17 protein-coding genes and 2 pseudogenes are annotated in these 22,800 nt (G+C 67.7%); 6 read left to right on the forward strand and 13 right to left on the reverse strand.

Translation table 11 applies throughout. The features are described 5' to 3' along the window. Nucleotides 1-7 precede the first annotated feature (7 nt). Nucleotides 8-1,243, forward strand: a complete 1,236-nt coding sequence (locus WT60_RS01650; protein ID WP_052145051.1) for an MFS transporter — start codon at nucleotides 8-10, stop codon at nucleotides 1,241-1,243. 178 nt (nucleotides 1,244-1,421) lie between these two features. On the opposite strand, the gene WT60_RS01655 is transcribed toward WT60_RS01650, so the two are convergent. Both WT60_RS01655 and WT60_RS33340 read right to left on the reverse strand, forming a co-directional pair. After that, a complete protein-coding gene (locus tag WT60_RS01655) occupies nucleotides 1,422-1,793 on the reverse strand; it encodes a hypothetical protein (RefSeq protein ID WP_038746692.1) in 372 nt (123 codons plus the stop codon). A 472-nt stretch (nucleotides 1,794-2,265) separates the two neighbouring features. Further along, a complete protein-coding gene (locus WT60_RS33340; RefSeq protein ID WP_145986711.1) occupies nucleotides 2,266-2,556 on the reverse strand; it encodes a hypothetical protein in 291 nt (96 codons plus the stop codon). A 250-nt stretch (nucleotides 2,557-2,806) separates the two neighbouring features. On the opposite strand from WT60_RS33340, the gene WT60_RS34275 reads away from it, so the two are divergent. Beyond that, the gene (locus tag WT60_RS34275) at nucleotides 2,807-3,037 is read left to right on the forward strand and encodes a hypothetical protein (protein WP_038746698.1); all 231 of its coding nucleotides are present in this window, start codon (nucleotides 2,807-2,809) and stop codon (nucleotides 3,035-3,037) included. Between the two features lie 103 nt (nucleotides 3,038-3,140). On the opposite strand, the gene WT60_RS01670 is transcribed toward WT60_RS34275, so the two are convergent. Beyond that, a complete protein-coding gene (locus WT60_RS01670; protein WP_059582631.1) occupies nucleotides 3,141-3,896 on the reverse strand; it encodes a Mut7-C RNAse domain-containing protein in 756 nt (251 codons plus the stop codon). A 173-nt stretch (nucleotides 3,897-4,069) separates the two neighbouring features. On the opposite strand from WT60_RS01670, the gene WT60_RS01675 reads away from it, so the two are divergent. Next, nucleotides 4,070-4,939: an NAD(P)-dependent oxidoreductase gene (locus WT60_RS01675; protein WP_059671098.1), complete on the forward strand. Its 870-nt coding sequence runs from the start codon at nucleotides 4,070-4,072 to the stop codon at nucleotides 4,937-4,939. Nucleotides 4,940-5,067: 128 nt separating this feature from the next. Beyond that, nucleotides 5,068-5,718: a LysE family translocator gene (locus WT60_RS01680; protein WP_038746706.1), complete on the forward strand. Its 651-nt coding sequence runs from the start codon at nucleotides 5,068-5,070 to the stop codon at nucleotides 5,716-5,718. Nucleotides 5,719-5,814: 96 nt separating this feature from the next. Here the strand turns inward: WT60_RS01680 and WT60_RS01685 are convergent. Continuing rightward, nucleotides 5,815-6,402: pseudogene (locus WT60_RS01685) on the reverse strand (hypothetical protein); the annotation flags it as partial. Between the two features lie 2 nt (nucleotides 6,403-6,404). On the opposite strand from WT60_RS01685, the pseudogene WT60_RS01690 reads away from it, so the two are divergent. Beyond that, a pseudogene (locus WT60_RS01690) lies at nucleotides 6,405-6,875 on the forward strand (substrate-binding domain-containing protein); the annotation flags it as partial. Between the two features lie 217 nt (nucleotides 6,876-7,092). Here WT60_RS01690 and WT60_RS01695 read toward each other — a convergent pair. The 7 genes from WT60_RS01695 to WT60_RS01725 form a co-directional block, all read right to left on the reverse strand. After that, nucleotides 7,093-7,923, reverse strand: coding sequence for an OmpW family outer membrane protein (locus tag WT60_RS01695; RefSeq protein ID WP_038746709.1), 831 nt, complete (start codon nucleotides 7,921-7,923; stop codon nucleotides 7,093-7,095). Between the two features lie 19 nt (nucleotides 7,924-7,942). Continuing rightward, the gene (locus tag WT60_RS01700; RefSeq protein WP_038746713.1) at nucleotides 7,943-9,199 is read right to left on the reverse strand and encodes a DUF2957 domain-containing protein; all 1,257 of its coding nucleotides are present in this window, start codon (nucleotides 9,197-9,199) and stop codon (nucleotides 7,943-7,945) included. A 126-nt stretch (nucleotides 9,200-9,325) separates the two neighbouring features. Beyond that, nucleotides 9,326-10,699, reverse strand: coding sequence for a DUF2957 domain-containing protein (locus tag WT60_RS01705; RefSeq protein ID WP_038746716.1), 1,374 nt, complete (start codon nucleotides 10,697-10,699; stop codon nucleotides 9,326-9,328). A gap of 475 nt (nucleotides 10,700-11,174) precedes the next feature. After that, nucleotides 11,175-12,119: an N-acetyl-gamma-glutamyl-phosphate reductase gene (gene argC / locus WT60_RS01710; RefSeq protein ID WP_038746717.1), complete on the reverse strand. Its 945-nt coding sequence runs from the start codon at nucleotides 12,117-12,119 to the stop codon at nucleotides 11,175-11,177. A 147-nt stretch (nucleotides 12,120-12,266) separates the two neighbouring features. After that, complete coding sequence (locus WT60_RS01715) at nucleotides 12,267-12,836, reverse strand: flavodoxin family protein (RefSeq protein ID WP_038746719.1); 570 nt, start codon at nucleotides 12,834-12,836, stop codon at nucleotides 12,267-12,269. Between the two features lie 193 nt (nucleotides 12,837-13,029). Further along, nucleotides 13,030-13,626: a YbhB/YbcL family Raf kinase inhibitor-like protein gene (locus tag WT60_RS01720; protein WP_038746721.1), complete on the reverse strand. Its 597-nt coding sequence runs from the start codon at nucleotides 13,624-13,626 to the stop codon at nucleotides 13,030-13,032. A gap of 324 nt (nucleotides 13,627-13,950) precedes the next feature. Continuing rightward, entirely contained in the window at nucleotides 13,951-14,637 is a 687-nt protein-coding gene (locus WT60_RS01725) for an orotate phosphoribosyltransferase (protein ID WP_038746723.1), read from the reverse strand. 521 nt (nucleotides 14,638-15,158) lie between these two features. On the opposite strand from WT60_RS01725, the gene WT60_RS01735 reads away from it, so the two are divergent. Then, nucleotides 15,159-17,429 (forward strand): NADP-dependent malic enzyme, encoded by a 2,271-nt coding sequence (locus WT60_RS01735; protein WP_038746725.1) that lies wholly within the window; start codon nucleotides 15,159-15,161, stop codon nucleotides 17,427-17,429. A gap of 146 nt (nucleotides 17,430-17,575) precedes the next feature. Here WT60_RS01735 and WT60_RS01740 read toward each other — a convergent pair whose 3' ends face one another. Together WT60_RS01740 and WT60_RS01750 are read right to left on the reverse strand one after the other, a co-directional pair. After that, complete coding sequence (locus WT60_RS01740) at nucleotides 17,576-18,796, reverse strand: ISL3 family transposase (RefSeq protein WP_100185221.1); 1,221 nt, start codon at nucleotides 18,794-18,796, stop codon at nucleotides 17,576-17,578. 152 nt (nucleotides 18,797-18,948) lie between these two features. After that, nucleotides 18,949-22,530 carry an indolepyruvate ferredoxin oxidoreductase family protein gene (locus WT60_RS01750; protein ID WP_060355927.1) on the reverse strand — a complete coding sequence of 1,194 codons (3,582 nt, stop codon included), beginning with the start codon at nucleotides 22,528-22,530 and terminating at the stop codon, nucleotides 18,949-18,951. Between the last annotated feature and the right edge of the window lie 270 nt (nucleotides 22,531-22,800).

Below are 22,800 nucleotides of genomic sequence, written 5' to 3' on the forward strand. Positions count from 1 at the left end.
GAGCCACATGTCCACGACTTCCGCTGAAACTCCGGCCGCCGCCGCCGATCGCGCCGGCTTGCCGCTGATGCCGCTCCTTGTCGCGAACTTCACGATGATGGCGGGCAACTACGCGTTCGTCGCGATCGCGGCGCCGCTCGCGCGGATGCTGCATCTGCAGGCGTCGCACATCGGCGCGGCGATCGCCGTCGTCGGTGTCGTCTGGATCGCGACCGCGCGCCGCTGGGGGCGCGCCGCCGACGTTCGCGGCCGCGTGCCGGTGATGCGCGCGGCGATCACGGGCTTCGTCGCGTTTTATCTGCTGCTCGCGTGCTACGTGTGGTGGGCGTTGCGCGACGGCGCGCACGCGGTGCCGGCGCTCGCGCTGAACCTGGCCGCGCTCTTCGTCGCGCGCGCGGCGATGGGCGGGTGCTTCGCGGGGCTGCCCGTCGCGGCGACCGCGTGGATCGCGGACCGCACCGCGCCGCAGCGGCGCGCCGCGACGATGGCGCGCTTCGGCGCGGCGGGCGCGATCGGCATGGTGATCGCGCCGCCGCTCGCCGGCTGGATCGGACGTTTCGATCTTGCCGCGATGCTCGCCGTGTTCGCGCTGTTGCCGCTCATGGGCTTGCCGGGGCTGGGCCGCCTCGACGACGCACGTCCGCGCGAGGTGCGCGGTGCGCCGCCGCGGCTCAGGATGACCGACGCGCGAATCCGGATGCCGTGGCTCAGCGCGATGGCGCTGTACAGCGTCATCGCGATCGCGAACAGCGCGCTCGGGTTTTACGTGATCGATCAGTTGCGCGTCGATGCGCAGCGCGCGGCCGTCGTCGTCGGCTATGCGCTCGGCTGCGCGGGGCTCGGCCTGATCGCGATGCAATCGGCGGTCGCACGGCTGCCGCGCGTCGCGCCGCTGCAATGGCTGCGCTGGGGCGCGCTCGCGAGCGCGGCGGGATTCGCGTCGGTGCTGCTCGTCGAGCCTGCGCAGCCGATGGTCGTCTGCGCGGGGTATCTCGTTGCGGCGTTCGGGATGGGGGCGTCGTTTCCGGCGGTCTCCGCGCTCGCGAGCGCGGCCGTCGACGCGCGCGAACAGGGCGCGTGCGCGGGCACGATGTCGGCCGCGCAGGGGCTCAGCATGATCGTCGCGCCGCTCGTCGGCACGGCGCTGTACGACTGGCGCCCGCAGGCGCCGTTCGCGCTGATCGGCGTGCTGCTGCTGCTCGTGTTCTGCGCGACGTGGCGGCGCGCGGCTGCGAAGCGATGAAGCGGTGAGGACGTGGATCGCGCGGTGCGAGGCTGCGGCGGCGCGCGATCGATGATTCATGATGCGCTTACGCGCAAGACGCGCAAGACGCGCAAGACGCGCAAGACGCGCAAGACGCGCAAGACGCGAAAGACGCGAAAGACGCGAAAGACGCGAAAGACGCGTTGCGCGCCGCGCGTCAGACCGCGCAGCGCGCGATATGGAAGCGCAATTCGGACTCTTCCGGATCGCCGTCGCCGCTGCGCGGGCGATAGACGCCGATGTTCGTGCCGGCCGACGCGGTCGGCGAGAGCGTGACGGTCCAATCGGCATCGGCCGAGTACGGACCGATCAGAACGGTGGTCGGGTTCTGCTGCGCGACGCGCGCCTGCGGCACGCGGCTCGTCAGGCAGCGCTCGACGTCGCGCGGGCTGCGCGGTGACGCGACGTAGATGATCCGGCCGCTCGGCGATTCGGCTTGCGGGCCGTTCGCGGGCGAGCCGGCGCAACCGGCGAGCGCCGCCACGGCGCCGACGAGCGCGCAACTGGCGAGAATCTGAGTCGATTTCATGGGCGATCCAAGGTGAGTCATTCGGCAAGAACGCGTCCGGATTCTATGCGTTTCGCGTCGGTCCGATGCGCGACATCGCGCGAGCGGCGGCGCGCCGAAGAGATTGAGGAAAATCCGATCGTGTGGCGAGCCTAACAAGGCAGGCGCATCGATTGTGTTAAAAATTGTTTTCGGTCGAACGTCTCGTGCCGGTTCGAGCGTTCGCGGCGGCGTGCTCGTGGCCGCATGCATCGAATGCGAATCGAACGTCGAGCGAACGCAGCCGCGTTGCGCGGCGGCCCGCCGGCGCGCGCGTTCGGGCCGATTTCGAGCGCGCCGATGCGCGAGCGCGGGATGGCGCTGCGCGATATTCGGTGACGACCGATTCGTTTGTCCGAGCGCGCGTGCGTGTCCGATGCGCGCGCCGAACGAATCGCAAAGCGCGCAGCGATTCACGTCACGCGATCGCCGCGCATTTGCCTGTCGACGCGAATCATTTTCGAGCGATCGCGCCGCGTCGCGATGTTCGTCGATTGCGCGGCGCTCTGCCGCATTGCATCGCACGTACCGCACTGCGCTCGCCCGCCGCCCGCCATTCGACGCAATGCCATGCGCGCGCCGTCCGCGATGCGGCTCGCTCGCCTGCCGAATGCGCCGCGATGCAACGCAATGCCTCCACTCGTCGAATCGAGTCGAATTCGTCCGGAACTTGATCGAACCGATTGAATCGCGAGATTCGCATGTCGCGAGAAATCCCGGCGCGCCGCATTTGATCGAGATCCACGCATTTCTCGACGATCGTGCTATCTATTCGATCCTTCGGGCCGGATTCGAATCGGCGCGAAAACATGCGCGGCGTGTCAACGCGGCGTGCATTCGCTGCGTTATACAACCGGCGCACGAGCGTTCACGCCGACGGAAACCTTGCGTTTCGTAAGGTGTGCGTCGTGAATCTCGACTGATACCGGCGCCGGATGCGCTCCAACGCATCGTGATTAACCGGATATTTCCGTTTGGATATTCAAGGAAAAACAATGAAGAAGATCATCGCTTCGGTGGCAACCGCCGCTATCGCATTCGCTTCGGCTTCCGTGTTCGCACAAGCGTCGGCACCGGCAGCTTCGGCGCCGGCGGCGGCTTCCGCCGTCAAGCACGACAAGAGCAAGCCGAAGCACGAGCTGAAGAAGCACGGCTCGGCGAAGGCCAAGGCGAAGGCGGACGCCGCGTCGGCAGCCGGCACGAACGACAAGGGCGCGCAGCAGTAAGCGCTTGCCCGGGGCGGCGCATGCGCCGCCGTCGGCGTGTCACGACGAACCCCGCGTTCTCGCGAACGCGGGGTTTGTTTTTCGTGCGCGCTTCATGCGCGCATCAGGCGTGCGGCGGCTTCGGCTGCGACACGTGATCGATCAGCGTGCGCATGCGTTGCCAGTGCGAGCCTTCCCAGAACACGCGGCGGCAGACGTCGCAGGTGACGAAGCGCGTGTGGCGCTGAAGCACGCCTTGCGGCGCGCGGCCTTCGGCTTCGGCGGGCGCGATGCGCCGCAGCGGCGCGTTGCACGACAGGCACAGCCGGAACGGCTGCGCGCTGCCCGCGAGATCGAGCCGGTCGAACAGTTCGCGCAATTGCGCCTGCGGCTTGAGCGCGCGCACGTAGCAGCCGTGCGTGATCGTGCGGCGCTTGAGCAGCTCGCGATCGCGCGTGAGCACGATCCGCGCGTCGCGCGCGGCGATCGCCTCGATCAGTTCGTCCGGGTAGTGGTTGTCGTACAGCGTGTCGAAGCCCGCGAGCCGCAGCAATTGCGCGAGCCCGCCGAGATGCGCGTCCGCGATGAAGCGCGTGATGCGCAGCGGCGCGGCGCGCACGCGCAGGAGCGGGCGGATGTCGATCGTCTCGAAGGTCGGGTAGACGGCGACGCGGTCGCCGTGCTCGAGCATGCGGCTGAACAGCGACGATTCGCCGTTCACGAGAATCAGCTCGACTTCGGTGTGCGGGACGCCGAGCGCCTCGATCACATGCTTGACGCTCGCGCCGCGCATGCAGGCGTGCTCGAATTCGCGGCGGCGCAGCGGCCGCGCGAGGAAATCGTTCAGCTCCTCGTAGAAGCGGAAAGTCACGGTGACCATCGGGCCAGTATCGCACCGCCGCGCGCTTCCCGCACATCGCGCCGCGTGCCGCGTGCCGCGTGCCGCGTGCCGCGAGACGCGAGACGCGAGACGCGAGACGCGAGACGGCAAATGTCGCGCGCCTGTGCTTTACTCGTGGTTTCGACGGATATGACGAATACAAGGAGCGCGACATGGACATCGGCTTTATCGGCGTGGGCGAGATGGGCAGCGCCATTGCGGGCAATCTGCTGAAGGCGGGGCATCGCGTGCGGGTGTGGAACCGCTCGGCCGAACGCGTCGCGTCGCTCGTCGCGCTGGGCGCGCAGCACGTCGCGACGCTCGCCGAGGCGTTCGCGGGCGACGCGGTGTTCTCGATGCTCGCCGACGACGCGGCCGCGCGCGGCGTGTTCGACGCGGCGCTCCTCGAGCATGCGCCGCGCGGCCTCATTCACGTGAACATGGCGACGATCTCGGTCGCGCTCGCCGAGCAGCTCGCGCACGCGCACGCGGAGCGCGGGATTCACTACGTCGCGGCGCCCGTGATGGGGCGCCCGCACGTTGCCGCCGCCGCGCGGCTCACGATCATCGCGGCCGGGCCCGCGGAGGCGATCGACCGGATGCAGCCCGCGTTCGACGCGATCGGGCAGAAGACCTGGCGGCTCGGCTCGCTACCGCAACACGCGAACGTGGTGAAGATCGCGGCGAACTTCGCGCTTGCGTCGGCGATCGAGACGATGGGCGAGGCGGCGGCGCTGCTCGCCGCGCACGGCGTCGCGATGAACGACTATCTCGACGTGATCACCAACAGCGTGTTCCCCGGCCCGGTCTATCAGGGCTACGGCGCGATGATCGCCGAGGCGCGCTACGAGCCGGCGCTCTTCAAGGCGCGGCTCGGCCTGAAGGACGTGCGGCTCGCGCTCGAGGCGGGCGATGCGCAGTCGGTGCCGCTGCCCATCGCGAGCGTGGTGCGCGACAGCCTGATCGAAGCGATCGCGCACGGCGACGGCGACAAGGATTTCGCGGTGCTCGGGCAGGTCGCGGCGCGCCGGGCGGGGCAGTGACGCGCCCGCGAGCGCCGGGCGCACCGCGCGCTGCCGCCTGCCATCGGACGATCGCCCGGCGGCAGGCAACTTCGCACGATCCCCGGCATAATCAACGTTTCCATTTCAGTTTCGAAAGTGGGGCGGCAATGAATCTGCATACGTGGTGGCTGTTCGTCGCGACGGTGTTCGTCGTGTCGGCGATTCCCGGTCCGAACATGCTGCTCGTGATGACGCACGGCGCGCGTCACGGGCTGCGGCGTTCGACGGCGACGATGGCGGGCTGCATGACGGCGCTCGTCGCGATGCTGTCGGTGTCCGCCGCGGGGCTCGGTGTGTTCCTCGAGGCTTGGCCCGCGATGTTCGATGCGCTGCGCTTCGCGGGCGCCGCGTATCTGATCTATCTGGGCGTGAAGGCGTGGCGCGCGCGCGTCGACGCGGAATCGGCGGCGGATGTCGCCGACGCCGCGCCGCCCTCGGGCCGCACGGCCGCCCCCGCGTCGCGCTGGGCGCTGTTTCGCAACGGCTTTCTCGTCGCGGGCAGCAATCCGAAGGCGATCCTGTTCGCCGCCGCGCTGCTGCCTCAGTTCATCGACGCGTCCGCACCGACGCTGCCGCAGTTCGGCATCCTCGTCGCGACGTTCGCGGTGATCGAGGTGAGCTGGTATCTCGTCTATGCGTCGTTCGGCACGCGGATCGGCGTGACGCTGCGCAGCGCGAACGTCGCAAAGGCGTTCAACCGGCTGACGGGCGGCCTGTTCGTCGGCTTCGGCGCGATGATGGCGCTCGTGCGGCACTGAGCGGGCGCATACACCGGCGAAACACGGCGCGCCGCTCACGCGCCGCATGAAAGAACGAGACGCTCCGCATCGGCGACGACGCGGGGCGTTGTCGTTTCAGCGCACCGCCTGCCCGCGCGCGCCGATCCGGTCGAGCGCGAGCGCGAACGCGAACGCGGCGCCCGCGAACGCGAGGCCCACCGCGCACACCGCGCGCACCGCGCCCACCGCGCCCACCGCGCCCACCGCGCCCACCGCGCCCACCGCGCCCCAGCCGGCCCACGCCCATGCCGCGCCCGCAAGCAGCGCGCCGAGCGATCCGCCGACGAAGAACAAACCGAAGAACAAGTCGAAGAACAAGCCCACGAACAGGCCGTTGAGCCGCCCGTGCGTGGCGGGATTCAGCAGGTTGACCGCGCGGCGGCCGAGCGTTTGGTCGGCGACGACGCCTGCATCGAGCGCCGCCGCGCCGGCGACGAGCAGCGCGAGCGCAAGCGTCGGATGCGCGGCCGCGTCGAAGCCGCCCCAGCCCGCGCCCGCCATGCCGAGCACCATCCCCGCGGCGAGCATTGCCGCATGCGCGCCGCGCAATGCGCCGCGCGCCCAGCCGCGGTCGCCGGCTAGGCCCGCGAACGGCGTGACGATCGCGCCCGTCGCGCCCGCGAACGCGAACGCGAACATCGCGATGCCGTGCAGCCCGAGATCGGCTCGTGTCGACGCTGCTCGGCGTGCAGCCGACGGCGCTTGTCGTCGCGCGCGATTTCGCGCTACCGCCGGGGCCGCTGCCGCTCGACGCGCTCGCGCGCTACCCATGGGTGCCGAGCCAGGACGGCTGCGGAATGCGCTCGGCGCTGAGCCGCGCGTTCAGCGCGGCGGGGCTGCCGTTCGACGTCGCGGTCGAGGCGCTCGGCTCGGACCTGTAACTGTCGCTCGTCGCGCGCGGCGCGCGGCTCGGCATCGCGTCGGCGGCGGCGCTCGCGCGCAGCCCGCATCGCGGCGCGCTGCGGGTCGTCGAAACGGAGGACGTCGAGCCGGGAATCAACGTGTGGCTCGTGCGCGGCGTGCTGCCGGGGCGGCTGATGCGGCCGGTCGAGCTGCTGCGCGAGCAGCTCGGCGCGGTGCTGGAGGAGGAAAGAAGCAGGCGATGGGGCGGCGAAGCGACAATGCCGGCAAATTAGAACCGGCATTCAAGGGAAAATCCGTATTTTCTGGATGGAAATGTTGCATTGCGTCAAACAAACGGGTATAGTTCGAACCGTCTCCTCCATGTCTCCTCTGATATGGATTCAGCCCGCCTCTTCAGGCGGGCTTTTTTTGCCCGCTTTTTACCCGCGTGTTGTTTGCGTGTTGCCCGCGCGAACCCGAGGCCGCGTCCGCGCGGGCGGCCCCCCCGACTCAGAACTTGTAGGTCACGGCGACGAAGCTGACGATCGGGTCCGCCTTCAGCTCGTTTTTCGATTCCGCCAGCACCGTGCCGTCGGCGGCCTTGATCGTCACGGTCGACGTCGTCTTCAGCGGAATGTACGTGACCGACGCGAGCAGGCCCCAGTGGTCGGTGAAGTTGTACGTGATGCCCGCGTTGAACACCGGCTGCCATGACGACGACGCCTTCGCCGACACCTGCGTCGGCCCCGGCTTGCCTGCGCCCGCGGCGAGCACCGCGCCGAGATTGTCCTGCGTCGACTTCACGAAGTTGCGGTTCAACTGAAGGTCGCTGAACCAGTTGTACGACACGCCGATGCCGACGAAGGGCCGCACCTTCGACGTCGCCTGCAGGAAGTAGTACTGGAACAGTACGGCCGGGCTCCACTGGCGCACGCTCTTGACGATCGGGTTGATCTGCGGATCGCCGAGGTTCTGCGACGCGAGCGCGCCCGCCGGGCCGGGCGGGCGGATCGTGCCTTGCCCCGTGATCTTGAAGACGGGCGGCACGCCCGCCACCGTCGTGACCGCGATGTTGTCCGTGAGGAAGTGGCTCGTCGTCAGGCCGACCGTGTCCGCGCCGCTCGTGCGCGTGCCGGTGCCCGGCGACGTGAACGACCCCGTCAGCCCGAGCGGCGTGTTGATCGGCGTCGGCGCGACGCTCGTCGTGAGCGGGGTCGTGCTTTGCTGCGGCATCACATGGAACCAGCCGAGCGTGACGACATTGCTGCCCGCGCTTTGCGCGTGAGCGGCGAGCGGCGTCAGCGCGGCGGCGCCGAGCGCCGCGCACAGTGCTTTTTTCATAAGGCCTCCCGAGCGCCGCTTATTGCACGAACGCGCCGACCGTGAAGTACGGCGACGACGAGTTGGACATGTCGAGGAAGCCGAATGCCCCGCCCGCGCCCGTGAAGATGAACTTGCCGGTCGGCGCCGAGCTGCTCGCGCCTACGTGCGACGACGTGATCGTGCCCGGCACCGTCTGCGTGTAGTCGAGATTGAGCGCGGTGGCGAGCGACGCCTGCGACGCATTGAACGGATCGAGAATCGTCGCCTGCTTGTCGACGAGCACCGTCGAGCGGTAGTCGAACTGGCTGTCGACGCCGATGTATTCGCCGTTGACGAACCCGACGTTGATCGCCGTCTGCGGCGCGAGGAGCGAGATGCTCGATTCGTCGTCGGCGGTGAGGCCCGGCACGCCGTTCGCATCGGGCGTCGGGTTCGGGTTCGCGACGCCCGTGCGGATCAACACCGGCACGAGCTGCTTGTTCACCTTGCCGACGATGAGGAAGCCCTTCGCTTGCGGCACCGTCGCGAGCGTCGGCTTCAACTGGCTCTGGAAGTGGTCCGTTTCGAACGCGCCGGTGCCGTTCGACGATTGCGCGAGGTTCGTGCCGGGCTGGCGGCAGGTGCCCGCATAGATGCCCGTCGAATCGCAGCGGGTCCAGGTGCCGTCGGGGTTGATCGTCACCTTCGCGTCGATCGTCGCGGGCGCGAAGCTTTGCGAGGCCACCTGGCCGTAGCCGAGCTCGCTGTACGTGCCGGCGATGTTGGCGATGTTCGTTTCGAGCGACGAGAACGCGATGAACGGATAGTACGGGAACTTGGTGTCCGGAATCGCGCCCTGGCCGAGCAGGCCGCCGTACTGAAGCTCCGCGCCGGGAATCGTGCCGCCGACGATGCCCATGCCGAGGAAGATGCGCGCCGGCCGGTTCGGATCGAGGCTCGCGCCGTTCAGACGGAACGAGCAGTTGTTGAGCTTTTGCGTCGGCAGCAAGGTTTCCTGCGTGAGCGTGCCGCTTTGGGTCGTGCCCGCGCGCGACGGCGCCGCGGTGCCCGTCGTTTGCGGAATCGGCGACGCGACGAAGGTGATCTGCCAGGTCATCTTCGTCGTGTCGATCTGCAGTTTGACGAGTTCGCCGTCGCCGCCGCCGCCCGTGTAGACCGTGCCGTAGTCGACCGTCGACGGGCACAGCGCGGTTTCGACGAGCGGCTGCGAATCGCTGCCGCCGCCACCGCCGCTGCACGCCGAGATGAAGGGCGCGGCGCATGCCATCGCCAGGATCAGATTCCGCTGCTTCATGTTGCTCCTCCAAACTCCAGAATTGTCTTTATCCGGCGGCCGGCTCCCTTGCGGCCGCTCTCGATATCGCCCGCCGCGGCGCGGCCCGGCGCGATGCGTGTCGCCGGGCCGCGCGTGCGGGTCTCGTTACTTGCTGACTTGCGCGCCGACGCCGAAGTAAGGCGCGGACGGCGTCTGGCCGGCGATCGCCGAGCTCTGCGTGATCCCGCCGTTGACGGTGCCCTGGATCAGCGTCGCGAACAGCCCGCCGTTCGCGATCACGAAGCCCGACGCCGACGTGTCGGTCGTCGTCGCGCCGAGCAGGCCCGGCGTCGACTGGCCGTAGTCGAGGTTGAAGCCGGTTTCCGCCTGCTGCGTGCTCGGATTGACGAACGTGCCCGTCGTCCCCTTGACCACCGTCGCCGTGTACTTGAAGTTCGAGTCCGCGCCCGCGTAGCCGCCGTCGACGCTGCCGAGCGCGAGCGCCGTCGCCGGCCCGAGCACCGCGATGCCCGATTCGTCGTCGACTTGCGCGTCGGTGTGCAGCGGCGGCGTGCCGAGGTTCACGTTGCCCGTGCGCACGACGACGGGCACGGTCGCGCCGTTCAGCTGGCCGAGCACCATGTGCGCGACCGCCGACTTGCCCGTCGCGCCGATGAGCGGCAGCTGCGTCTGCGGCAGGATCTGCGGCGCCTGCGTGCTGTTGAAGTAGCCGCTGCCGCTCGACGCCCACGGGTTGCCCGTCGTCATGCAGCCCGACGCGCTCGTCGACGTGCACGCACCGTTCGAATCGAATGTCTCGTTCGCGTTGACGCCCTTCGTCGCGTAGTTGCTCGACGGCACCGAGTGGTATAGCAGCGCGTTGTACGTGCCCGCGAGCTTCGTCACGTCGGTCGTCGTGTTCGAGAAGGCGAGGAACGGATAGAAATCGAAGTGACGCTGCGGCACCTGGCCGATGTTCTGCAGCACGCCCGGGATGATCGTGAGGCCGCTGTACTGGACCGTCGCGCCCGGGATGCCGCCGCCCGCGACGCCGAAGCCGACGAGGATCATCGGCGGGTTCGCCTGGTTGAAGTCGGCTGCGGTGGAGTAGGTCGAGTTCGTCGCGGGGGAGGTGCCGCTGCCCGGCAGCAGCACGAACGCGCAGCGCGTCTGCTCGGCGGTGGGCAGCGTGCCCGCGGGCGGATGCGCGACGCTGCCCGTGATCGTCGTGCCGGCGCGAGTGGGCGTGACGGTGCCGGTCGCGAGCGGAATCGGGGATTCGAGCCACTTGAGCGTGTACGTCATCGTGGTCGCGTTGATGTTCAGGCTCACGATCTCGCCGCTGCCAGCGCCGCCGAGATACGTGCTGCCGGCGATGTCCGCGGTGGCGGGGCAGAGCGACGTGTTGCCGGCCGCCGAACCGGGCGCGCCTTGGGCGCCGCAGCTTGCGCCCGAGCATTGCGGAACGGCGATGGGGGCAGGGGTGCCGCCGCCCCCTCCACTACAAGCGGCAAACAAAGGGGCGACGGCTATGGCCATTGCCACCCCTTTCGAAAAGGCGTCCGACATGCCTCTGTCTCCAATGTGTTTAATTGTGTGGGCTAATTTGGCCGTGTCGTTTTCAGCTGTCAATCGACGGAACCGTCTAACCAACACGATTTAAACAATTCACCGTATTCGGGATGCCGAAACAACGGGCTGGGGAGGGGGAATTAAAACGAGATTAGCGTTTGAAATTGGTTGCGGCGGATGCGGTGTCCCTTGTTTTTACAGGGTTTTGTTCGCGGGATACGGCGTTGGATCAACCGTTTAAAGCACGCGCATCGGGTGAATCCCTATCCGGGATAATCATGACGTTTTGAAATTTTCGAGATTTATTTTCGAGTGGGAATGAAAGTTTGTAAATATCTGTGAGCGCCGCGACATTATTTAAAGAACTTTCGGTTTCCATTCGATGCAATGAAAAAGCCGGCCACTCGGGCCGGCTTTTCTCGTGTTGCAAGCTTTGCGCCGTTCAGCGCTCGAGTCCCGTGTCCTCGGCTGCGCCGACGTTGAGGTTCATGCACTGGATCGCGGCGCCCGACGCGCCCTTGCCGAGGTTGTCGAGCCGTGCGAGCGTGACGAAGCGCTCCGCCGTGCCGAACACGAAGAGGTCGACGCGGTTCGTGCCGTTGTTCGCCTGCACGTCGAAGAAGCCGTCGTCGAGATTTTCGGCCGCGTCGTACGGCGCGACGCGCACGAACGCCTCGCCCGCGTAATGCTCGGCGAGCACGCGCTGCACGTCCTGCGGCGTCACGCGCTTGGCGAGCTGGCTCGGCGTGAAGTACGTGGTGACGGCGAGCCCCTTGTAGAACGGCCCGACGATCGGCGTGAAGATCGGCGCGCTCGCGAGGCCCGTGTGCGCGGCCATCTCCGGCAGGTGCTTGTGCGCGAGGCCGAGCGCGTATGCACGCGGGGCCGCGAGCTTCGCGCCGCCCGCTTCGTAATCGGCGATCATCTTCTTGCCGCCGCCGCTGTAGCCCGTGATCGAGTAGCTGTGCGCGGCGAAGCCCGGCGCGACGACGCCCGCATCGACGAGCGGGCGCATCGCGAGCACGAACGCCGACGCGTGGCAGCCCGGCACCGCGATGCGCTTCGCGGTGCGGATGCGCTCGCGCTGCGCGCGGTTCAGCTCGGGCAGGCCGTACGCCCAGTCGGCGCTCGTGCGGAACGCGGTGCTCGCGTCGATCAGCGTCGTGTTCGGATTTTCGACGAGCGCCGCCGACTCGCGCGACGCGACGTCGGGCAGGCACAGGAACGTGACGTCCGATGCGTTGATGAGGCGGCGGCGCTCGTCGACGTCCTTGCGCAACGCTTCGTCGATGCGCAGGATTTCGATGTCGTCGCGCGCGGACAGATATTCGAAGATCTTCAGGCCGGTCGTGCCTTCCTGGCCGTCGACAAAAACTTTCGTGCTCATCTCGCTCTCGCTGGATCGGGGCGGGCGGCGCGCTGCCGCCGTGAAAACCGCCATTTTAAGGCGTGATGCGCGGCATCGTAACCGGCCGGCCGAAAAAAGCCGGCCGGGCCGCGCTTGCGATCCGGCCCCTTGGCGGATCGCCGCGCGTCACTTGCCGGCGAGCCAGCGGGCGGTTGCCGCCGCGACGCGCGCGCCGAACGCCTTCGCGGTGTCGAGATCGCCGCTCGCGGGCGCCTCGTCCGGCGACGCGTCGGACGGCGATTGCGCGAGCAGGCCGGTGAAGCCGCCCGCGTAGTTGATGTCGTTGCGCGTCGACGCCTTCGTGTTCGCGGGCAGCAGGCCCGTGCCGACCCACACCATCCCATGCTGCATCGCGAGCGTGACGAAGTATTGAATCGTCGAGAACTTGTCGCCGTTCATCGACGCGGAGTTCGTGAAGCCCGCCGCGATCTTGTCCTTCCATTTCTGGCCGAACCATGCTTTCGACGTCGCGTCGGCGAATTTCTTGAAGTCGGCCGACGGGCCGCCCATGTAGGTCGGCGCGCCGAAGACGATCGCGTCGGCCGCGTCGAGCGCGGCCCAGCCGGCGTCGTCGAGATCGCCGACGGCGACGAGCCGCGCGTTCGCGCCCGCGTCCTGCGCGCCCGCGAGCACCGATTCGGCGAGCTTCTTGGTGTGGCCGTAGCCGCTGTGATAGACGATGACGATGTTCGACATTCCCGTTTCTCCATGATGAGACGACGAAGCCGCGCGCCCCGTGACGGGCCGCGCGGCGGACGATGGCCGACCTCGGCGACGCGCGCGGACGGCCGGCGCAAAAAGTCTAGCGGTGCGAAGCATCTCGCACGATCGCTGTCGCGCACGACTGAATTTCGCGAACGGCGCGAATCGCGCCGCGCTTCGCCGCAGACTAGCGGCCGTATGTGACGACGAGCTGCGCGGAGCCGATCGACTCGGTGCCGATCTCGTGGTCGAACATCTGAGCGGGGCGGCCCGTCGCGACGCGCAGGTCGGTGGCCTTCAGCGCGTGGACGGTGATCACGTAGCGGTGCGGCTTGCCGGGCGGCGGACATGGGCCGCCGTAGCCGTCGATGCCGAAATCGTTGCGCGCCTCGGTCGCGCCGAGCTTGCGCAGGAAGCCGGACGCGCTCGCGTCGGCGGGCAGGCTCGAGACGCTCGCCGGGATGCCGGCGACCGCCCAGTGCCACCAGCCGCGGCCGGGCGCGTCGGGATCGAACATCGTGACGGCGAAGCCCTTCGTGCCGGGCGGCGGATTGCGCCACGCGAGCTGCGGCGAGCGGTTGCCGCCCTTGCAGTCGCCCTGATTGAAGACGTGCGACGCGCCGACGCGGCCGCCGGGGCGCAGGTCGTCGCTCGTGAGCACGAACGCGTCTTCGGCGCGCGCACGCGGGCCGCCGAGGATGCCGAAGAAGGAAGCGCAGGCGAAGGCGAGCGCGAGCAGACGACGGGGCGAACCTGGCGGAACGACTCGGCGACCCACGCGCATATGGCCCTTCTCCCGTCACTGGTGCCGGGGCGGCCCGGCGCTGATCGTTGTCGAGATGTGATGCTCGAACCCGAATATGAGGGCAAGTCTAGCATTAGGGGACGCATGGCGGACGTCGTCGCGTCAACTTCGCGTGAGCGGGCCGGCGCGGCGGGTGCAGGCGGGCGCAGGCGGCGGGAAACGCGAAGAGACGGCGCAGGAAGGGCGGCCGTCGCCACCGGCGAGCGCGCGCATAAAAAACGCCGGCCGTCGTCGACGGCCGGCGTTTTTCGGCATCTTCGCGGGCGCGGGCGGACGGGCCGCCGCCGGCGATGCGGGCTCGCGTTACTCCTGCGCGCCCGTCGCGCCGCCGTGCGCGGCCGACCATTCGGCCGGCGAGTGCAGGAATTTCTCGACTTCGTCGAGCGTCTTCGTCTCGAAGTAGCCCGACGCCTTCGCGACGCGCAGCACGTCCCACCAGGTCGCGAGCGCGTGCAGGTCGACGTCGATGTCCTTCAGCACCGACACGCTTTCCTTGAAGATGTTGTAGTGGAACAGCACGAAGCAGTGGTTCACCGTCGCGCCCGCCGTGCGCAGCGCGTTGATGAAGTTGATCTTGCTGCGGCTGTCGGTCGTCAGGTCCTCGACGAGCAGCACGCGCGAGCCTTCCTCCAGATAGCCCTCGATCTGCGCGTTGCGGCCGAAACCCTTCGGCTTTTTACGCACGTACTGCATCGGCAGCATCATCCGGTCGGCGATCCACGCGGCGAACGGGATGCCGGCGGTTTCGCCGCCCGCCACCGCGTCGATCTGCTCGAAGCCGACGTCGCGCAGGATCGTCGCCTCGGCCATCTCCATCAGGCCGCGGCGCACGCGCGGAAACGAGATCAGCTTGCGGCAGTCGATGTAGACCGGGCTCGCCCATCCGGACGTGAAGATGAAGGGCTTGTCGGCGTTGAAGTGCACCGCTTGCACTTCGAGCAGCATTTTGGCGGTCGTGTCGGAGATCGTCTGACGATCGAAGCCTGTCATGGGCGTTCCTTGGTGATGAGCGAGGGGCGGGCGCGGGCCCGGTGGCGCAGCTCGCGTGATTCCTGCCGTGAGGGCCGGGCTGCGGGCCGACGTGGGCGATGGCCGCCGGCGTCGAGCCGCTTCGCTGCGCGCGTAGCCGGCTATTTTACCCGATTTGCGCCCTTTTCGAGACGCCCGGCGGCGGCGGATTATCCGCGCCCGGACGGCGGTCCCGGGCGCGGGGCGGGCGTTGCGGCGCGCGGATGCTCCGCCGCCTTGCGGCATTGAAAGGAAGTACGCCGAAACGATGGCCTTGCGCGGCGCAGCAACTGGCGCGCGTGCGCGAGGTGTACACTAAGCGACCCTCTAGGTATTTGCTCGGTGCTTTGTACTCCCCGCTTGCCACCCGCCAAGGTTCGAAGCCGCGCCGATCCGGCGCGCGACGGACGCCGCAGTCGACCATCCCCTCGATTTCCGCATCCGCGGCTCCCGGTGCTCGGTACTGAGTCTTCAAAATTTCGCATGTCTCTCGCAGGTCAACCATGGACGAACAACTGAAGCAAAGCGCTCTCGCTTATCACCAGAATCCGAAACCCGGCAAGATTTCGGTCACGCCCACGAAGCCGCTGTCGAACCAGCTCGATCTGTCGCTCGCATATTCGCCCGGCGTCGCGGCCGCGTGCGAGGCGATCCACGCGGACCCGCTCGACGCGCAGAAGTACACGTCGCGCGGCAACCTCGTCGGCGTCGTGACGAACGGCACCGCGGTGCTCGGCCTCGGCAACATCGGCCCGCTCGCCGCGAAGCCGGTGATGGAGGGCAAGGGGTGCCTGTTCAAGAAATTCGCGGGCATCGACGTGTTCGACATCGAACTCTCCGAGTCCGATCCGGACAAGCTCGTCGATGCGATCGCGATGCTCGAGCCGACGCTCGGCGGCATCAATCTCGAAGACATCAAGGCGCCCGAGTGCTTCTACATCGAGCAGAAGCTGCGCGAGCGGATGAAGATTCCCGTCTTCCACGACGATCAGCACGGCACCGCGATCATCGCGTCGGCGGCGATCCTGAACGGCCTGAAGGTGGTCGGCAAGGATCTGTCGAGCGTGAAGCTCGTGTGCTCGGGCGCGGGCGCGGCGGCGATCGCGTGTCTCGACCTGCTCGTGAAGCTCGGCCTGTCCAAGTCGAACGTGCTCGTTTGCGACTCGAAAGGCGTGATCTACGAAGGCCGCGGCAATCTCGATCCGTCGAAGCAACGCTACGCGGTGACGACCGACGCGCGCACGCTCGCCGACGCGATTCGCGATGCGGACGTGTTCCTCGGCTGCTCGAGCGCGGGCGTGCTGAAGCAGGACATGGTGAAGACGATGGCGGACAAGCCGCTCATCCTCGCGCTCGCGAACCCGGAGCCGGAAATCCGCCCGGAAGACGCGAAGGCGGTGCGCCCGGACGCGATCGTCGCGACGGGCCGCTCCGATTATCCGAACCAGGTCAACAACGTCCTGTGCTTCCCGTTCATCTTCCGCGGCGCGCTCGACGTCGGCGCGACGACGATCACCGAGGAGATGAAGCTCGCGTGCGTGCGCGCGATCGCCGAGCTCGCGCAGGAAACCGATCAGAGCGAGGAAGTCGCGAAGGCGTATGAAGGCCATTCGCTCGAATTCGGCCCGGAATACCTGATTCCGAAGCCGTTCGATCCGCGCCTCATCATCAAGATCGCGCCCGCCGTCGCGCAGGCCGCGATGGATTCGGGCGTGGCCACCCGCCCGATCGCCGACATGGACGCGTACCGCGAGCAACTCGGCGCGACCGTCTACCGCACCGGCATGGTGATGCGCCCCGTGTTCGCCACCGCGAAGACGAAGACCGCGCGCATCGTGTTCGCCGAGGGCGAGGACGAGCGCGTGCTGCGCGCCGCGCAGTTCGTGCTGCAAGAGAAGATCGCGAAGCCGATCATCGTCGGCCGTCCGTCCGTCGTCGAGATGCGTCTGAAGAAGATCGGCTCGAAGCTCGTGGGCGGAGCCGATTTCGAGATCGTCAATCCGGAAGACGATCCGCGCTACCAGCAATGCTGGCAGGCGTACCACGAGATGGGCGCGCGCGACGGCGTGACGCCGGAAGTCGCGAAGGCCGCGCTGCGCAAGTTCAACACGCTGATCGGCGCGATCCTCGTGCACCTCGGCGACGCGGACGGCATGATCTGCGGGATGATCGACACGTACCACAGCCACCTGAAGTTCATCGAGCAGGTGCTCGGCCGCGCGAAGGGCGCCGAGCACTTCGCGGCGATGAACCTGCTGATGCTGCCGGGCCGCAACCTGTTCATGTGCGATACCTACGTGAACGAGCAGCCGAGCGCCGAGCAGCTCGCCGACATGACGATCCAGGCGGCGGCCGAGATCGAGCGTTTCGGCATCACGCCGAAGGCGGCGCTGCTGTCGAACTCGAACTTCGGCAGCGCGCCGTCGGCGTCGTCGCGCCGAATGGCGGACGCGCGCAAGCTGATTGTCGAGCGCGCGCCGAACCTTGAGGTCGACGGCGAAATGCACGGCGACGCGGCGCTGTCCGAAGTGGTTCGCAAGGCCGCGTTCCCCGGCACGACGCTCACGGGCGAGGCGAACCTCCTGATCATGCCGAACGTCGAGGCGGCGAACATCGCGTACAACCTGCTGAAGATGGTGGGCGGCGAAGGCGTGACGGTCGGCCCGTTCCTGCTCGGCGCGGCGAAGCCCGTGCACATCCTGACGCCGGCTGCGACGGTGCGCCGGATCATCAACATGACGGCCGTCGCGGCGGCGAACGTGCAGGTGAAGTAACGCGCGCGGAGGCGAGCGCCGCGAGCCGTGACGGCCTGCGGCGCGCCGAGACGAACAGGAAGGCGGCCGCCCGGCCGCACCGCACCTCGGAAGTTGTGCATCCAGCTTTGAGGTCGGTTCAGTCGGGCGGCCGCCTTTTTCTTGGTTCATCGCGGAATTCCGGGGAACGCGGCGCGGATCTTGAGGAAGAAGTACTCCTCGTCACGGTACCCGTAGGCCCTGCGCTTGATGACCTTGATCGTATTGTTGATGCCTTCAACGATGCTGGTATTGAGCGGATGGCGGCAGCGGGCCACGATTCCGTGCCAGTAACTCTGCAAGCGCTCGGCGAACTTTTGCAAGGCGGCGATCCCGCTTTGCTGAGCCTGTTCGATCCATTGCCCCCAGGCCTTTTCCGCCCAGGCTGGCTTGCGGTAGAACCAGAGCCGTTTGAGTTCGTCGCGCAGCACATAGACGCATAACAGCGACTGATTGGCGGCCAGCAGCTCCTTCAGATGCACGGCCTGTTCTGGCTTCAGGTTATGACGGTTGCGCAGCAGCAGCCAGCGGCTGGACTTCAGGACCTTCCGCGCCGGCTTGTCATGCCGGAGTTGATTGGCCTGATCCACTCGCACTCGGTCGATCACCTCGCGCCCGTACTTGGCCACGACGTGGTACAGGTCGAAGACGATTTCCGCCTGCGGGCACTGTTCCTTGATCTCCAGTTCATAGGCCGTGGTCATGTCGATGGCGACCGCTTCGATGCGCTCGGCCACGCCTTCAGGGAGTTGTTCGAAGAAGGCTCGCGCCGTTTCGCGTGAACGTCCGGGCCCGACCCAGAGCACCTGCCGGCCGATCGGATCAACCACCACCGTGGCGTAGCGATGGCCCTTATGAAGCGCGAACTCGTCCATCGCCAGATAGCGGATCGCCGACCAGTCCGGCTCGGCCACACGCGCTCGCAAGCACATCTTGTCGATCGATTTGACCGTGTGCCAACCCAAATCGTAAAAGGCCGCTACCGCCTGCACGCTGGCGGCCTGCAGCAGCTTCTCGCAGGCTTTGGCGAACCGCTCCGTCACTCGCTGGTAGCGGCCCAGCCACGCCAGCTTCTCCAGTCGCGGGCCGCCGCAGTGTTCGCACCAGACCCGGCGACGGGGAACGTGCAGCACCACCCGGTATTCGAACAGCGGCAAATCGCGCACTCGACGAACCGTCGTCTCGTGGATCTGCTGGCAGCGTGCACCGCATTGCTCGCAGTACATGACCTTGCTGACCGGCTTCAGATACAGCGATAGCGTGCGCTCTTCTCCTTGTGGCCATTCCACACGTTCCAGCCGATAACCTGTCCAGCAGCCCAGTGCCTGAAGTGCCTTTCGATCGAGCAATTGCTTCCTCCGACATCCTTAAAATCAGGTGTCAGATTATGCAATCGCTCGAAAACCCTCCACGGTTTCCTGCGATGAACCTTTTTCTTTGCGTCGGCGCGCGGGACGTCATTGCGATGCCGGCGCAACCGCGTCGCGCGCGCGATCCGTCGTCACGCGACGTTGCGCGTCTGCCCGCCCTCCGGCGAGCGCCACCGCGCGAGCAGCCGCGTCCACTTCGCGCGCACCGCGTGCACGTTGTTCTCCTTCACGTGCCCATATCCACGAATGCCGTCGGGCAGGCTCGCGAGCTCGATCGCGAGCGGCAGCGTGTCGCGCGTGAGCCGGCCGTCGATCAGCTCGCTCACGAGCGCCTCGTATTCGCCGATCAGCGCGCGCTCGGTGCGCCGTTCGTCGGTGCGGCCGAACACGTCGAGCGCCGTTCCGCGCAGAAACTTCAGCTTCGCGAGCACGCGGAACGCCTGCATCAACCACGGGCCGTATTGCTGCTTCACGAGACGGCCGTGCGCATCCTTCTTCGCGAACAGCGGCGGCGCGAGGTGGAACCTGAGCTTCCAGTCGCCTTCGAACTGCTCGGCGAGCTTCGCGACGAACGCCGGATCGGCGTGCAGCCGCGCGACTTCGTACTCGTCCTTGTACGCCATCAGCTTGTACAGATTGCGCGCGACGGCCTCGGTGAGCGGCTCCTGCGCGGCCTCGCCGCCGAGCGCCCGCTCGGCTTCGCGCACCTTGTCGACGACGGCAGAGAAGCGCGCCGCGTACGCGGCGTTCTGATACGCGCGCAGATGCTCGGCGCGCGTCGCGATCAGCGCGTCGATCGCCTTTTTCGTGTGCAGCGCGATCACCGTCGCGCCGGCCTGCGCGCCGCCCGCCGCCGCCGCGCGCACGCTCGCCGGATCGAACGCGGCGCGGCGGCCCCATTCGAACGCCGCGCGGTTCTGCTCGATCTGCACGCCGTTCAGCTCGATCGCGCGCACGAGCGACGCATGCGTGAGCGGCAGCCAGCCGCGCTGCCACGCGTAGCCGAGCACGAACGGGTTCGTGTAGATCGCGTCGCCGAGCAGCGCGACCGCGAAGTGGTTCGCGTCGACGAGGTCGACCGCGTCGCCCGCCGCCGCGCGAATGTCGAGCTCGGCGCTCGCGCCCGGGAACGACCACAACGGATTCTTGATGAACTCGGCGGTCGGCGTCTTCGCGCTGTTGACGACGACGCGCGTCGCGCCATGGCGCATTCGCGACGTGCATTCGTCGCCGGCCGTGACGATCGCGTCGCAGCCGATCACGAGATCGGCCTCGCCCATCGCGATGCGGGTGGCGTGGATGTCGGCGGGCGCGTGCGAGATCTGGACGTGGCTCATCACAGCGCCGCCCTTTTGCGCGAGGCCCGTCACGTCGAGCACCGTCACGCCCTTGCTTTCGAGGTGCGCGGCCATTCCGAGCAGCGCGCCGATCGTCACGACGCCCGTGCCGCCGACGCCCGTGACGAGCACGCCGTACGCGCGATCGATCGCAGGCAGCGCGGGCTCGGGGATCGGCGGCAGCGCGCTCGCGTCCACCGACACGGCCTTCGGCTTGCGCAGCTTGCCGCCCTCGACGGTCACGAAGCTCGGGCAGAAGCCCTTCACGCACGAGAAGTCCTTGTTGCAGGTCGACTGGTTGATCTGCCGCTTCGTGCCGAATTCGGTGTCGAGCGGCTCGACCGACAGGCAGTTCGACTGCACCGAGCAGTCGCCGCAGCCTTCGCAGACCGCCTCGTTGATCACGACGCGCTTGGCCGGGTCCGGGTACGCGCCGCGCTTGCGGCGCCGGCGCTTCTCGGTCGCGCAGGTCTGGTCGTAGATCAGGATCGTCGTGCCTTCGATCTCGCGCAGCGTGCGCTGGACGTCGTCGAGCTGGTCGCGATGGTGGATCGTCACGCCCGGCGCGAGCAGCGACGCGTGGCCGTCGTATTTCTGCGGCTCGTCGGTGACGATCACGATCTTCCTCGCGCCTTCGGACGCAAGCTGGTGCGTGATCTGCGGCACCGTCAGCACGCCGTCGACGGGCTGGCCGCCCGTCATCGCGACCGCGTCGTTATAGAGAATCTTGTACGTGATGTTCGCCTTCGACGCGATCGCCGCGCGAATCGCGAGGAGGCCGGAGTGGAAGTAGGTGCCGTCGCCCAGATTCGCGAACACGTGCTTTTCGTCGGTAAACGGCGCCTGGCCGATCCACGGCACGCCTTCGCCGCCCATCTGGCTGAACGTGCTCGTGTTGCGGTCCATCCACACGGTCATGTAATGGCAGCCGATGCCCGCGATCGCGCGAGAGCCTTCCGGCACGTTCGTCGACGTGTTGTGCGGGCACCCGGAGCAGAACCACGGCTTGCGCTCGGCGCTCACGTGCGGCTTCGCGAGCGCGGTTTCCTTCGCGTGAATCACCGCGATCCGCGCGGCGACGCGTGCGCGCACGTCGGGCGGCAGCTCGAACTTTTCTAGGCGCGTCGCGATCGCCTTCGCGATGATCGCGGGCGACAGCTCGTAATGCGCGGGCAGCAGCCAGTTGCCCATCGGCACCGACCATTCGCCGCCCGCGCCGTCCTTTTCGTCGAACTTGCCGAACACGCGCGGACGTTGGCCGTCCGGCCAGTTGTACAGTTCTTCCTTGATCGCGTATTCGAGAATCTGGCGCTTTTCCTCGACGACGAGAATTTCGTCGAGCCCGCGCGCGAATGCCTGCGCGCCTTGCGCTTCGAGCGGCCATACGCAGCCGACCTTGTAGAGGCGAATGCCGATCCGCGCGCAGGTTTCGTCGTCGAGGCCGAGGTCGACGAGCGCCTGACGCACGTCGAGATACGCCTTGCCGCCCGTGATGATGCCGAAGCGCGCGTTCGGCGAATCGATCTCGATGCGGTCGAGCTTGTTCGCGCGCACGTACGCGAGCGCCGCGTACCACTTGTAGTCGAGGAGGCGCGCTTCCTGCACGAGAGGCGGATCGGGCCAGCGGATGTTCAGGCCGCCGTCGGGCATCGCGAAGTCGGTGGGCAGCACGATCTCGGTGCGATGCGGGTCGATGTCGACGGAGGCCGACGATTCGACGACGTCCGTCACGCACTTGAGCGCGACCCAAAGGCCCGAATAGCGGCTCATCGCCCAGCCGTGCAACCCGAAGTCCAGATATTCCTGCACGTTCGACGGGAACAGCACGGGCAGCCCGCACGCCTTGAAGATGTGCTCGGATTGATGGGCGAGCGTCGACGACTTCGCCGCGTGATCGTCGCCCGCGAGCACGAGCACGCCGCCGTGCGGTGCGGAGCCGGCCGAGTTCGCGTGCTTGAACACGTCGCCCGTGCGGTCGACGCCCGGGCCCTTGCCGTACCACATCGCGAACACGCCGTCGTGCTTCGCGCCCGGATACAGGTTGACTTGCTGCGATCCCCAGACGGCCGTCGCCGCGAGGTCTTCGTTGAGGCCGGGCTGGAACACGATCCGGTGCGCGGCGAGGTGCTGCTTCGCCTTCCACAACGACAAATCGAGCCCGCCGAGCGGCGAGCCGCGGTAGCCGGAAATGAAGCCGGCGGTGTTCAGGCCCGCGGCGCGATCGCGCTCCTGCTGGAGCATCGGCAGGCGCACGAGCGCCTGGATGCCGCTCATGTACGCGCGGCCGCGTTCGAGCGTGTATTTGTCGTCTAGCGTGACGGATTGCAGCGCGGCTTCGAGCGATGCGCGCTGGCCTGCGTCTAGCGGGGCATTCATGCAGTGTCTCCTCACCCGGTTCGGGATCGCCAAAACTATCGGCGCGTCGGCGTCTTGTGGACGCGTTGGTCGGCCCGAATATTGGCGGGTTTCGTTCGATGGTAGCACTGGGAAAAACCCGCCGCATTGTTTCAATAATGAGTGCCGAGTGACCCGAAATCGAGAGGAATCAATGCGTTACAGGCTGTAAAAGCATGTAAAACGGCGGGCCTCGCGCGGCGATTGCCGTTAGTCTCTAGGGCCCTGTCCGGTTGTGACGGCGGCGAGGGC

The sequence above is a fragment of the Burkholderia sp. MSMB617WGS genome (genome assembly GCF_001532025.2).
GTDB lineage: Bacteria > Pseudomonadota > Gammaproteobacteria > Burkholderiales > Burkholderiaceae > Burkholderia > Burkholderia savannae.